Source organism: Tautonia plasticadhaerens (genome assembly GCF_007752535.1).
GTDB classification, from domain to species: domain Bacteria; phylum Planctomycetota; class Planctomycetia; order Isosphaerales; family Isosphaeraceae; genus Tautonia; species Tautonia plasticadhaerens.
In genome coordinates this window covers 5,996,833-6,009,799 of sequence record NZ_CP036426.1, presented here as the reverse complement: position 1 = coordinate 6,009,799, position 12,967 = coordinate 5,996,833, and the positions used below count along the sequence as shown (strand labels likewise).

Here is a 12,967-nt window from a genome sequence, read left to right as displayed (position 1 = left end):
AAGCGTCACTCGTTAATCTTCGGGTAGAGGTGCCTCAGCTTGATCCGGGCGTCCTCGGTGGTGAAGTGCCACTCGACGCCCACCTGTTTGGCGTTCCGGCGCTCGCCCCAGGCGCCGGCCTCCCCGGCCACCTCGTCCTGCACCGCGATGCGCCGGTCCAGGCACTGCCGCGTCAACACCGACAGCTCGATCTCGGCGACGTTCAGCCAGCTGCCGTGCTTCGGCGTGTGCACCAGCTCCAGTCGCCGCGCCAACCGCAAGGCCTCGGCCGGCTCGAACGCCTTGTACAGCGACGCCAGCGAATGGGTCACGAGGTTGTCGCAGACCAGCGTGATCCGCTCGGCCTCGGCGTGGCGCGGGTCGTCCACCAGCCGCTGCACCCGGTGGGCCCAGTCCACGGCCGTCTTCGCCTCGGTCACGCGCACGTCGCGCCAGCCGGCCAGCGGCTCGACGAACATCCACACCGTGCAGGTCCCCTCGCGGACATACTCGTAGTCGACCCGGGCCGGGCGTCCGGGCGCCGCCGGCGATGGCCGCCGCGCCTCGGCGATCAGCTGCTTGGGCTGTTCGTCCATGCAGACGACGGGGCGCCTCGGATCATACGGGCGCCGGTAGGCCTCCAGGACCTGCTCCATCTGGCAGACGAAGGCCGCGTCCTGCTCCGGCGGGATGCACCACATCCGCCTGAGCCACGGCTTCAGCGCGCTTTTTTCAAAGAGCGGCGGACGGTCTCGTGCGAGACCGCCGCGACGACCTCCAACTCCACCAGGCGCTCGGCCAGCAGCCGGAGCGACCAGCGGGCCAGGCCCCTGAGCGGCTGCGAGCAGGCCAGGGCCGTCAACCGCGCCTCGTTCTCGCCGCCGAGTTTGGGGACCGCCGACGGGGTCCGCGGCCTGCGCTGCAGCAGCGCCATCGGCCCGTGCTCGACGGCCCGCTTGCGCCACGACTCCAGGCTGCGGGTCGTGACGCCGAACGCCTCGGCGATCTTCGCGTCGGGCCAGGCCGGCCCGTCGGGCCCCTGGTCGCACTTGAGCAGGGCCTGAGCCCGCTGCACCTTCCAGCCGGCGATGTTGCCCTTGCGGACCAGGCGAGCCAGCTCGGCCCGCTCTTCGGCCGTCAGCTTCAGGACGTACTTCTTTGCCATGGCAACCCCCCCGGCGAGCCACGATGCGGCCGGACAAGGGGGGTCATTTTACCCGAAAATCAGCGAGTGACGCTTCACTAGGAGGCAACGACCCCGCCGCTCCGCTGCGCGACCCGCCGGGTCGCCTCCAGTTTCGCCTCGAGGTCGAACGGCTCGTCGCCGACGGCCGGGCAGATGACGATGTCGAGCCCCCGCCACCCCGACTCCCCCAGGGCGGCGACCAGCTCGGGGGCGTCCTGATGGATATGGACATGGGTATCGACCCTCACGAAGCCGGCCTCGGCGGCCTCCCGCGAGGTGGCCGGGAAGAGGGCCGAAGAGGGCAGGAGTCGGAGGTGGTCGCGGCGGGTGAGCATGGGGGGCTCCACGTTGCGTTCGTCAGGTTGGTCAGGAGCGACAGGGACCCGGATGGCTGTCGCGTCCGCCCGGGTGCCGGGAGCTGGCAAGCCGATCGCCCGGTAACCCCGTCATCGATCGTCCGGCCCCGACCCGTCCCCATCCACCCCCCGATACCCCGTCGGTAGTCCGGCGGGGCCGTCGAGCGCCCAGCCGCTGGCCCCGCGATGGCTGTCGTAGGCCCGCTCCATGGCGTCCAAGTCGTCGAAGCAGCCGACGACGTACGCGGCGCCGAAGGTGTCGCCGGGCCGCGTCAGACGGCCGCCGATCTCCTGGATCAGGCAGACGTAGCCGCGCTGGTGGCACCACGCCTGGTACACGTCCGCCGGGTTGAGCGTCATCCCCGCCGTCCAGGGGCCCTCAGGGACCTGGTAGTCCCGGATGAACCATTCCGGGGGCGGGGCTTCGCCCCAGCGGTACAGGAACCGCGCGATGGGCGGAAAGCCGGCGGCGAACTCCGTAGAGGGAAGCGTCTCCGGGTCGTGGTAGCTCAGTTAGACGTGCTCGAACCCCTTACCGCCCCGGTGCTTGATGTGCCCCGGCAGGTCGATCCGCAGGGACAGGCAGGGCAACTTGGCCACCGTCGTCGCCCGGTCGGCGGCCAGGAAGACCCGCTCCCTCTCCGGGAGGATCAGTATCTGCTCCCAGGCCGATCCCGCCCGCTCGTGCGGCGGGTAGGCGACCGTCCACTCGTGGCGTAGCCGGACGGCCGCGAAGCCCTCGCCGACGAAGACCGTCGGCGCCAGCCGCCTCGACTGCGTGCAGATCTGCGGGCCCTCGACATACCGTCTGACAATGTCGCCGTGCACGAGGTCCCCGAAGTGATACTGCCCTCCGGGGATCGGCTCCCCTTCGAGTGCAGGCTCGAGCAGGAAGTCGACGACATCCAGCCCGAAGCCCAGGTCGCGGGCCCCGGTCCACCTGTCCAGGGACGAGCCGCCCGCGATCCCCGAGACGTAGCCGTCCGTGGCCACACGCGCCCGTAAGCGGCCCGTCATGACCTCCACCCGCGTCCCAGGCGGGTAGGTCCTGCCCGACTCCAGCGGGAGCGCGCGGCCGGAGGGACCGGCGATGCGGAGCAGGGAGGCGTTACTGCGTCCGGTCATGGGGGACCTTACGTTCGAAGGGATATCACCGAAGGTCGCGTGCTCGCTTCTTCTGCGGCGGAAGGTGGTTGCGTCGATTCTGATGAGCTCGATCGGGGGATCTCGGAGGTTGCAGAGCTCGCCTTCGGCGTCTGGATCCGCTTCCCGGGACACGAATTGGACCCGGGATGGGTGCCCAGGTCCAGGGTTTCGGCGGAGGAAGGTGCTGTCGACAGGGTTACGATCGGAGTCGTTGCCAGGCCGGGCTGCGGACCCGGATCAGTCCGATCGCCGCTGACCGGGAGCTCCAATCAACATGGGACCGCGCTAAACGGGCGAACGCCCCGGTCGAGCGAACCGCGGAATGGGTCCGTTGCGACCAGCGGTCAGGCCCGGCTTGTCGTCGATCGGATGCCACGGGCTCTATCGATACCGGGACGGACCGGAGCACAGGCAGTTCCAGCGTCATCCACATCAAGGCCCATTTGTGCCACCCGTCCGCCCGCTGCCCGGGGGCCGGCCGCTGTCTCGTCGTCCCGAAGGCGGACGGATTCGGCGAACTCGGCCTCATCCGCGTCCCGGCCGGCGGGGACGCCGTGATCTCCCGCCGGCACCGGTCGGTCGGAGGCTGATCCCCCAGGCCGGGATGCCGTGGTAGCATCGCTTGTCCGGAGGCCCCCGGCCTCTCCGGTCGGATGAGGCCGGATCGGAGGCGCCCGTTAACCTGGCCAGAGGGAGAAGTGCGATGAATCGACGAACCACCGCCTGGGTGATGCTCCTGGTGCTCGCCCCGTCCAGGTGGGCCGTGACGACGGAGGCTCAGGAGGAGAGGCAGCCCCCGCCGCCCGCCTCGCCGGATGTGCAGCAGGACCGGCGCGTGACATTCCGCCTCCGGGCCGATTCGGCCGACGCGGTGCGGCTCGTCGGCGGCGACATCCCGGGCATCCCCGACGAGGGGGCGATGCAGAGGGACGGCGAGGGCGTCTGGGAGCTGAACCTCGGCCCCGTGCCCGCCGGGGCGTATCGGTATCGGTTCGACGTGGATGGCGTTCCCGTAGTCGACCCGGAGAACCCGGCGACGAGCCAGTCCAACGGCACCGCGTGGAGCCTGGTCGTCGTGCCGGGGTCGGACCTCTCCGACACGCGGGACGTCCCTCACGGCGCGGTGGCGGAGGTGACGTACCGCTCGGAGACGCTCGGCCGTCCCCGGCGGATGCATGTCTACACCCCTCCCGGATACGAGGAGGGGGATGGCACGTACCCTGTCATCTACCTGCTCCACGGCGCCTCGGACAGCGACGACTCCTGCCGTCGGCGCCGAACCGCAGGGAGACGACTCCGCCTTCGTGGCCGCGGAACTCGACTCGCGGCCGTCCGCTCGCCGCTTCCCAGAGACGGATCGCACCGCGATCATCGCCGGAGGCCAGCGTCTGCCCGTCCGGCGAATAGGACACTGACATCACCGGGCTGCCATGCCCCCGCAAGGCCGAGCGGAGCCGCCCCGTCGAGATGTCCCACTGCCGCACGAGCCGATCGAAGCCGGCCGAGGCCAGGGTCCGACCGTCGGCGCCGAAGGCCAGACACATGGCGACGTGCCCGCCGAAGGCCACGCGCAGCCTGCCGGAATCGACATCCCAGAGCCGGATCGCGCCGTCGCTGCTTCCCGATGCCAGGACGAGGCCGTCGGGGGCGAAGGCTAGGGCGACCACGCTCCGGTCGCCGCCGAGCTGGGTCGCCCGGGGCACCTCGGTGGAGGGGTCCCAGAGGATGATCTCCCCGTCGCGACTCCCGGAGGCGAGAGCCCGACCGTCGGGTGCGAAGGCGAGGGCGGTGATCAGGGCGTCGTGCCCCCGGAGGGTTGCGAGGGGACGCAGCGTGGCGGCGTCGCGGAGCTCGATCGCGTAGTCCCACCCGGGCAGTGCGAGCGTCCCCCCGTCCGGGGATAGCGCCACGCAGTTGGGCGGCCCGGAGCCGACCAGGGGCGGGGCAGGGGACAGGCCGGTGATCGGGTCCCAGAGCCGGGCGGAGTCGCCCCCGACCGCGGCCAGCACCCGACCGTCGGCCGAGGCGTCCATCGCCCGGATCACACCGTCGTGCAGCCGGAAGGCGGCCCGCTGAGACGGGTCGGTGCCCTGCGACCGAGGCGCCGGCAGGCAGCAGCGGGCGAGGACGAGCCCCGCAAGCACGATCGCCAGCCTCGGTGACATCAAGCGAGCCCCGATCGTCCGGACGAGCTCGGATCGATCGATCTCATTCGGCATGGCAGACGCTCCCCTCGGGCAGTTGGGCCCAATCAAGGTCGACATCAGGTCCACGCGCACCGCTCCCGTCGCCCCTCGCAAGAGGCTTCCGCTCCGGATCAGGTCCGCGCAACCGGACTCGTCGATGCGCCCCCTCAGAGCCGGTCCGATCGTCCATCAAGCACTCATCGCCCGCCGGCACACTGCCGGGATGCCGGGTCGGGCCGACGGCCCACCCGGCGAATCGGGTCAGGGAGCCAGCCTCAATACGACCGGCCAGGCGTCCTCGCCGAGGCCGAAGTGTGACGCCCCCAACGGCAGGGGGAGGGTCTCCGGGTGCTCCGACCAGAGGAAGACCTGGTCGCGGAACTCGGCCTCGGGGTCGTCGACGTCGTTGACGGCGATGTTGAAGCGCAGCTTGGAGCCGGCCGCGGCCGGGACGGTCTCGGGGCCGTCCCGCGTGTCGATCCGGGCGAGGGGGATCTCGAACTCGATGACGTAGCCGCCCGGGACGAGGACCGACTTGGCCGTCCAGTCTCCGTTGGAGAGATCGTCGGCGAATGAGGCGGTGAATTGCGCCCCGAGCGCATCCGCGATGACCTGGAAGCCCTCCCGGCTGCCGATGCGGTCGCCCCACCAGAGGTCATTCGAGGTGCGGTCGCCGTCGATCAGGACCTCGACCGAATCGTTCTCCCATGGGAACGAGTTCGGCTCGTCGGGCCCGTCGGCATCGATTGACTGGTCGCGGATCTCGAAAGCCAGGAACAGTGCGTCCCGCGTGTAGGCCGAGGAGAAACGGACGCTCAGGTCTTCCGGGCTCTTGGTCCTCGTCCGGTTCCAGTTCAGGACCCGGCCGGGATTGCGATCCTCCGCGAAGTCGAACGCGATCGTCGGGCCGCCGTACTCTCCCGGCTCGATGTGGCCGTCGGCGACCGGTGCGTCGTCCGTCCGGCTGACTTCGATCACGTACGGCTCCGCGTCCGATCCCGGGATCGAGAGTAGGGGGGGAGGGCCGGAGGGACCGGCCCCTCCGACGACCACCGCCCTCCAGACGCGGGCGGTGTCGTCGGTGCTGGTCGAGACCAGCGATGTGCGGTCGGGAGCGAAGGCGACCTCGGTGACGGATTGGGTATGTCCCCTCAGGGTGAATAGCTCCTCCTCGGTCGCCAGGTTCCAGAGCCGGACCGTGGCGTCCCAGCCCCCCGAAGCGAGGGTCCTGCCGCCGGGCGCGAACGCTACGGAGAGGACCCAGCCCGTGTGCCCCTTGAGGGTCGCTCGCCGTCGGCCGGTGGCGGCATCCCAGAGCATGATCGTCCCGTCCTCGTGCGCCGAGGCGAGGATCGCGCCGTCGGGCGAGAAGGCAACGTCCCGGATGCCGGCGTCCTTGAGCAGGGCCCGTCGCGCCTGGGTGTCCACGTCCCAGAGCGTCAGGGCATCGGTGCCGACACCCCCGGTGGCCAGGGTCTCGCCGTCGGGGGAGAACGCGACGGCGTGGGCCTCGGCCGCGAGGGGGAAGGTGGCCAGGCATGAGCCGGAGGCGACGTCCCAGAGCTTCGCCGTGCGGTCCTTGCCGGCCGTCGCCAGCGTCGTGCCGCCGGGCGAGAATCCGAGGTCCCGGATCGCGACGGGGTGATAGTGGGAACCCCCGGCTGTGATCACCCGACCGCCGTGGGGGTCGAGGATGGCCCGCCGATGGCCCGAGCGGAGGTCGCAGAAGATCAGCTCCTGCCCTCCCACGGCGAGGGTCGTGCCGTCGGGCGAGAAGCCGGCCGTCCAGCAGGTGTGGTCCTTCACGGCGTCGATCGGCTCCAGCGAACGCGGATCAATAAGGTCCAGGCTCCCGTAGTCGCCTACCGGCGACCCGACGCCCAGGGCGAGGATCGCGCCGTCGGGCGAGAAGGCCGCGACCTGGGGGTGTCCCCCCGAATGGGAGTCGTCGTAGCTCGGCTCGAGGAGTTCCTCCGTCCGGGCGTGTGAGAGGGCCCACAGCCTGATCGTGCCGTCGCCGCCGCCGGAGGCCAGGACCTCGCCGTCGGGGGCGTAGTCGAGCGCCATGATCGCACCGCCGTGCCCGACGAGCCGGTCGACCCGCCGCCCGGTCGCCGCATCCCAGAGCGTGACGACACCGTTGCCGCCGCCGGAGGCCAGCGTCGCCCCGTCGGGCGAGAAGGCGAGGGCCCAGATGGGGTCCGCCGACCCGGCGAGCGTCGTGCGGGGCTCGGCCGAGGCGACGTCCCAGAGCACGACCAGGCCCTCAGCATCGCCGGTGGCCAGCGTCGCCCCGTCGGGCGAGAAGGCGAGCGACAGGACCCGCGCCTCGTGCCCCTCGTGCCCGCCCACCCGCTCTCCCGAGTTCGCATCGAGCAGCGCGACGGAATGAGCGCCCTGCGCCGCGGCGAGCACCGCGCCGCCGGGAGCATACATGACGGCATGGACTCCCTCCAGCCATCCGGGACCGTCAGGGGGGCTCAGGAGCACCTCGGCATCGACGTCCCAGATTCCGAGGCCGCCATGCCCGATCACGGCGAGCCGCTTGCCGTCGGGCGAAAAGGCGAAGGACTCGACGTCCCCCGTCGTCATGGGGCCCTTGGCGAGCGTCCCGGCCTCGACGGCCCAGAATCGGATCGTCCGGTCCTCGGTCCCGGTGGCCAGGAGTCCGCCGTCGGGCGAGAAGGCCATCCCTTGCATCCAGCTGGCATGGGCATCGATGATGTGGAGGCGCCGCCGGGTATCCGCGTCGTAGAGCGTCGCCACCCCGTCCGCGTCGGCGAGGGCGAGGGTCGAGCCGTCGGGAGAATAGGCGACGGCCCAGAGGGGGACGCCGTGGTCGATGCGAGGCGTCTCAAGGCCCCTCCGGCAGCGTTCGTAGAGGTAGTACCACTCCCAGCCACGAAGGTCCTCCGCATCACCCGGCCGGGGTCGATGACGGTCGAGCCGGTCGAGCAGGCGACGGAAGTCGCCGTCCTCCCAGGCCTGATGGGCGACCTTCATGTCGGAGGCGTAGAGGGCCAGTCGGGTCTGATGCTCCACCGTGAGCGCGCGTCGCTTGGCCTCGGACTCGGAGGCGGCCAGGTTCGCCTGCCGGACCGCGACGATCGGCCCGGCGACGGCCAGGAAGGAGAGGATGGCGACGACCGTCGACGCCAGGCCCGAGATGACCGGGTTACGCCGGCAGAGCCGCCAGGCACGCTCGGCCTGGCTGGCGCGGCGGGCGGCGATCGGCCGGTCTTCGAGGAAACGCCCCAGATCTTCGGCCAGGGCGGCGGCCGTCGCGTAGCGGCACGCCGGGTCCTTCTCGACCGCCTTCAGGACGATCGTCTCCAGGTCTCGCGGCACGCGCGGGTCGATGGACCTCGGGCGGGGAGGGTCGACGTTGCCGATCCGCTCGATCAGCCGCATGCAGTCGGCCCCGTCGAACGCCGGACGCAGGGCGAGCAGCTCGTAGAGCGTCAGACCGAGGCCGTAGATGTCGCCCCGGGCGTCGGAGACGCCCCGGAACCGCTCGGGCGCCATGTAGCGGACCGTGCCGACGATGTCACCGGTGTTCGTCAGCGCGTCCCCCTCGGACTTGGCCAGCCCGAAGTCGGTCACCCAGGCGCGGCCCCCGGCGTCGAGCAGGATGTTCGACGGCTTGACATCGCGGTGCAGGATGCCGTGCTCGTGCGCATGGGCCAGCGCCTCGGTGACCTGGATGCCGATCCGGGCCACGCTCCCGAAGTACAGGCGGTAGTCCGATTCGATACCCGAGAGGTCCCCCCGCCCCGGGAACGCGGCCGGGGAGGACGATCCGGGGGGCGTCGGCGGGCCCAGGGCCGACGCCGGCCCGCCCTGGGGCCGAGGGATCGCCAGGCTCGTCGTGGCGTCGCCGTCCGGGCGGGGTATCGGCGCCGGGGGCACCTCCTCGCCCGCTTCTCTGCCGCGATCATACGCGAACCGACCGCTGGCGACCGATCGGGCGAAGTCGAGGGCCGAGGGCGCCTCGCCGGCGCCATGGGCGAGCGTCGAGAACGCCGGCGGGGCGTCGGCCTCCTCGCGGCGGTCGCACCCGCGGAGAGACCGGAGCTGGCGCAGCACCTCGTCCAGCGGCTGCCCGGCGATGTACTGCATCGCGTAGTGGTGCACTCCGCCGTGCTCGCCGACGCCGAAGACGGGCACGATGTTGGTGTGGTGCAGCTTCGCCGCCGCCCGAGCCTCGCGGCGGAACCGCTCCAGCTGCACCGGCTCGGCCAGGCTCAGCGTCGGCAGGATCTTCAGGGCCACGTGCCGGCCGAGCGACTCCTGCACCGCCTCATAGACGACCCCCATGCCGCCGCGGCCGATCTCGCGGAGGATCCGGTAGTCGCCCAGCATTGTCGGCCGGTGGCCGCCGTCCGTGCCCCGGTCGGCCCGGCCGTCGGCGGGGGCGGCTGCGGCGTCCTCGCCGAGGTCCTCTATCATCGCCAGCGCCGGGAACAGGTCGCGGATCTCGACGGCCAGGGTGGGGTACCGCGTGGCGTATTCCTCGAGCGAGGGCCGCTCGCCGCGACGCCGACGCTCGATGAACTCCTCGGCCAGGGCCTCGACCGGGTTCCGCGATTCGTCGAGCTGGTCCATCGACGTGTTCCTCCGCCGGGTCCGGCGGCATTTCGGGCCGTCCTCAGGCAGGCGCTACAGGGGATCGCCCAGGCCGGGGACCGAGGACAGGATCTCCTTGAGCCGCTTCAACGCCCGGATGTATCGGTTGCTGGCGGCCGTCCGGGTCAGGCCGAGCGAAAGGGCCACCTCGGCGTTGCTCAGGTGCTCGAAGTGTCGCAGGGCCAGGACCTCGCGGTCGATCGCGTCCATGCCGTCGAGCGCCTCCTGGACGATCGCGGCGTGCTCGGCCCGGATGGCGGCCCGCGAGGCGCTGGTCATCTTGCCGAATAGTTGGGCCGCCATCGAGGCCGAGCTGGCCGCCGGCGGGGCGCCGCGGTGCAGTGCGACCTCCAGGCCGGCGTCGCGCATCCGGGCCCCGAGGTGGCGGCGGTGCAGGTCGGTCAGCGTCTGACCGGTGACTAGGCGGAGCCATAGGTGGACGGGCATCGTCCCGGGGTCGCGGGCGTAGTCGGCCAGACGCCTGCGGGCCTCTAGGTAGGCATCCTGCAGCACGTCGGACTCGTCGACACGGCCCGAGAGCCGGCGGTCGAGCCGCAGGCGGACCATGCGGCGGAGGCGGTCGCGCGCGGCGTCGAAAAGCGCGACGAAGGCGGCCTCGTCGCCATCGAGGGCGCGGCGGAGGAGGTCGTCGGTGTCGCTCGGGTTGGCCACCTTGCTGGTCTCCATAATCTGGGATCCGGGACGCGGGGGTCGTCGTCCACTGGGGTCCGACGAGGATCGGAGACGGATCGTCGGGCCGGCGGCCCACCCTCACCGAGGTTCGGCCTCGACCCGGAGATGGTCCGGCTGACTTGCGAGCGGAGCCGTCCGGGCACGTGCCTCGATATTCGCTCCCCAGCAGGGCTTGATCCAGGCCTGCCGAGGGGACCGCGGCCACATGATCAAAGACGGTGCGCGTTCCGCGAAGGATCGCGTGCTCGGGCTCCTCGCGCGACTCCCATCGCGGCGGACGGCGCAATCGCCCCGGCCGAATCCAGTATCCCGACCTGCGTCGGTGTAATCGGCCCGCGGCGTTTCGGACCGACGCGCTTTGCGCTTCGGCATACTGACCGCATTTCGGGTCGGACGACGGGAGGGGCGCCTGGATCCCTGATGCGTTATAGCCGGTCCAGTGGGATGACGATGCAGCCACCGCGCAGGAGCACGTGGCTGTCGTTCATTGTCGTGGAGACGTCGCGGTGGCACAGCACCTGCTGCACGGCGCGGACGTCGGAGTCGGCTTCCGGGAGGTGCAGGACGAAGGTGTCGCAACTCGCCCTCCTGGTCTGCCCCGCGGCGTGGACGGCCGCGTGGACCTCCTGCATAATGTGGTGCTCATCAATCCGGTGGCGGCGCCGAGCCGGCGGCGAGCCGGGCCCGGCGCGCGGATTGAAGCTGAGCCCGGCAGGACCCGCGCCCCAGCGGACCCCGGCCGCGTGGCCAAATGGTCATCGAGGCTTGGATTAAGCCGGGCCCGCTGAGCTTCTCGGTGCTCCGCCCACGGCCGCCTGCTCGGGACGGGGATACCGGAATATCCGTTTGCCCCTCCCCCTGCCTTCCGACTCATGATCGCTCATACCCGATGCAGCGGCCGCGGGTCGCGGCTTTGGCGGCGAACTTTCCGCCGCGCCGTCACCGGCTCAGCGCGAATCGACCCGGCGACGACGGCCGCGCGTTCTCGGCGGCAGGGGCCGCCAGGGACCGCACGCCCAGTTGTCGTCGACGGAGGTAGAGGGAGACGGCGACGGCGGCGACGGCCAGGCCGAGGATGGTGCGCACCGAGGGCTTGGGCATCCAGCGCATCACGTCGACGACCAGGCGCGGCGGCTCGTCCGGTGGCGGCGAGGACTGCGTCGCGCGGGACGACGGGAACTCCTGCTCCAGCTCCCGGTCGGCCCCGGCGAACAGCCGCGTGATCGCGGCGACGAACGGCTTGAGGTCCTGCGGGCCGCGGCTCGTCACGAGGTTGCCGTCGTGGACGAGCGGCTGATTGAGCCAGGTGGCGCCGGCGTTGACCAGGTCGTCGCGGAGCCCGGGCCAGGACGTCAGACGCCGGCCCTCCAGGAGCCCGGCCGAGGCGAGCACCCAGGGACCGTGGCACAGGCTGGCGATCGGCTTGCCGCTCTCGCCGAACGCGCGGACGAACGCGCGCGCGCCGGCGGACTGCCGCATGAGGTCGGGATTGACGAACCCGCCGGGGATCAGGAGCCCGTCGTACTCGGCCGGGTCGGCCTGGTCGAGCGTCAGGTCGACGCCCACCGTGCTGGCCGGTTCGTGGAGGTTCATCCCGCGGATCCGGCCCGGGTGGATGGAAATCACGTCGACCGTCGCGCCAGCCAGCCGCATGGCGGCGGCGGGGACGACGAGCTCGACCATCTCGAACCCGTCGGTCGCCAGCATCGCGATTCGCCGACCAGCGAGCGGTTTGCCCCGGTACAATCGTCGTGCTTGGTCCAGCAGCATGAGTCTGCTCCTTTGTCGTTTGAACGCGCCGCGCGTTGGCACTGCGCGCAGCCGATTGGGGGCAACGCGTATGCCGAGGCGGTGGCGTGTCACGGTCAGGACGACGGACGGTGTGTGATCGCGCAGGCGTGCGGTCGGGGAGTCTGAACCCACCGAGCCAGCCGCCCGGAGCGCTGCAAACGCGACTCTGCTGAGGGGATATTGCTGATTACGCTTCGGTCGGATCGCCCGACCGGCCGGAGAGGATTTTCCATCCACACGGCTCACCGGCGAGCGGTACCCGAGGGGGCAGAACCGGTGCCCGGCTTGCCCGCTGCGAAGAGGTCGATCATGTGTCGGTTGAAGGCCGGGATGTCGGCCGGCATCCGGCTGGTGACGAGGTTGTTGTCCGTCACCGCCTCCTTGTTCTCCCAGGTCGCCCGGGCGTTCTGGAGGTCGGTCTTCAGCGACGGCCAGGCGGTCATCCTCCGGCCCTTCACGACCCCCGCCTCGATGAGCGACCAGGGACCGTGGCAGATGGAAGCGACCGGCTTTCCGGCGTCGAAGGACGCCCGGACGAACTTCACCTCGTCGCCGTTGACCCGGAGCAGGTCGGTGTTGCCCACGCCGCCGGGGAGCAGCTGGGCGTCGAACTGCTCGGCCCGGGCCTGGCCGAGCGGGCGGTCCACGTCGAACATGTCGCCCCAGTTGGCCAGGTTCCAGGCCCGGACCTGGCCGGGGTGCGGGGCCACCAGCACGGTCTTCGCCCCGACCGCGTCGAGCGCCTTGCGCAGGCCGGTCAACGCGACCTGTTCGAACGCGTCGGCGACAAGGATCGCGACCGTCATGCCGGCGGGCTTGCGCTCGGTGCCCGGCGCGTCCTGGGCGGACGCGCGCCCGGGGCCCGCGCCAACGGCGAGCACCGCCAGGCTCGACAACCACACCAACATGGCGCCATCCCTCCGCCTGTTGTCCATCCTCCTCCCTCCCTTCTCTCCCGTCCTCGGTTCGGAAACTCCTCCCATCGCAAGGGCGGCCGGGAGCCG

The 12,967-nt window shown here is 71.4% G+C and carries 9 protein-coding genes and 1 pseudogene; 1 reads left to right on the top strand and 9 read right to left on the bottom strand.

Translation table 11 applies throughout. The features are described 5' to 3' along the window. Window positions 1-5 precede the first annotated feature (5 nt). From ElP_RS24095 to ElP_RS24080, 4 genes are all read right to left on the bottom strand, one after another. A protein-coding gene (locus tag ElP_RS24095; RefSeq protein WP_145274165.1) for an IS630 family transposase occupies window positions 6-1,144 on the bottom strand; the annotation gives its coding sequence in 2 pieces (ribosomal slippage) (window positions 6-706 and window positions 706-1,144; 1,140 coding nt in all). Between the two features lie 77 nt (window positions 1,145-1,221). After that, window positions 1,222-1,500: a hypothetical protein gene (locus ElP_RS24090; RefSeq protein WP_145274162.1), complete on the bottom strand. Its 279-nt coding sequence runs from the start codon at window positions 1,498-1,500 to the stop codon at window positions 1,222-1,224. Window positions 1,501-1,611: 111 nt separating this feature from the next. Then, the gene (locus ElP_RS24085; RefSeq protein ID WP_145274159.1) at window positions 1,612-1,881 is read right to left on the bottom strand and encodes a hypothetical protein; all 270 of its coding nucleotides are present in this window, start codon (window positions 1,879-1,881) and stop codon (window positions 1,612-1,614) included. A 153-nt stretch (window positions 1,882-2,034) separates the two neighbouring features. Beyond that, entirely contained in the window at window positions 2,035-2,646 is a 612-nt protein-coding gene (locus ElP_RS24080) for a hypothetical protein (protein WP_145274156.1), read from the bottom strand. 724 nt (window positions 2,647-3,370) lie between these two features. Here ElP_RS24080 and ElP_RS41315 point away from each other — a divergent pair. Further along, window positions 3,371-3,901, top strand: a pseudogene (locus tag ElP_RS41315) (hypothetical protein); the annotation flags it as partial. On the opposite strand, the gene ElP_RS24070 reads toward ElP_RS41315, so the two are convergent. The 5 genes from ElP_RS24070 to ElP_RS24050 form a co-directional block, all read right to left on the bottom strand. After that, complete coding sequence (locus ElP_RS24070; protein ID WP_390836089.1) at window positions 3,891-4,700, bottom strand: WD40 repeat domain-containing protein; 810 nt, start codon at window positions 4,698-4,700, stop codon at window positions 3,891-3,893. The pseudogene ElP_RS41315 and the gene ElP_RS24070 overlap by 11 nt on opposite strands. A gap of 414 nt (window positions 4,701-5,114) precedes the next feature. Then, a complete protein-coding gene (locus ElP_RS24065; RefSeq protein ID WP_145274151.1) occupies window positions 5,115-9,458 on the bottom strand; it encodes a protein kinase domain-containing protein in 4,344 nt (1,447 codons plus the stop codon). 54 nt (window positions 9,459-9,512) lie between these two features. Beyond that, entirely contained in the window at window positions 9,513-10,166 is a 654-nt protein-coding gene (locus tag ElP_RS24060; RefSeq protein ID WP_197446328.1) for a sigma-70 family RNA polymerase sigma factor, read from the bottom strand. 945 nt (window positions 10,167-11,111) lie between these two features. Further along, complete coding sequence (locus ElP_RS24055) at window positions 11,112-11,942, bottom strand: type 1 glutamine amidotransferase domain-containing protein (protein WP_145274149.1); 831 nt, start codon at window positions 11,940-11,942, stop codon at window positions 11,112-11,114. A gap of 263 nt (window positions 11,943-12,205) precedes the next feature. Continuing rightward, window positions 12,206-12,769, bottom strand: a complete 564-nt coding sequence (locus ElP_RS24050; protein WP_145278667.1) for a type 1 glutamine amidotransferase domain-containing protein — start codon at window positions 12,767-12,769, stop codon at window positions 12,206-12,208. Between the last annotated feature and the right edge of the window lie 198 nt (window positions 12,770-12,967).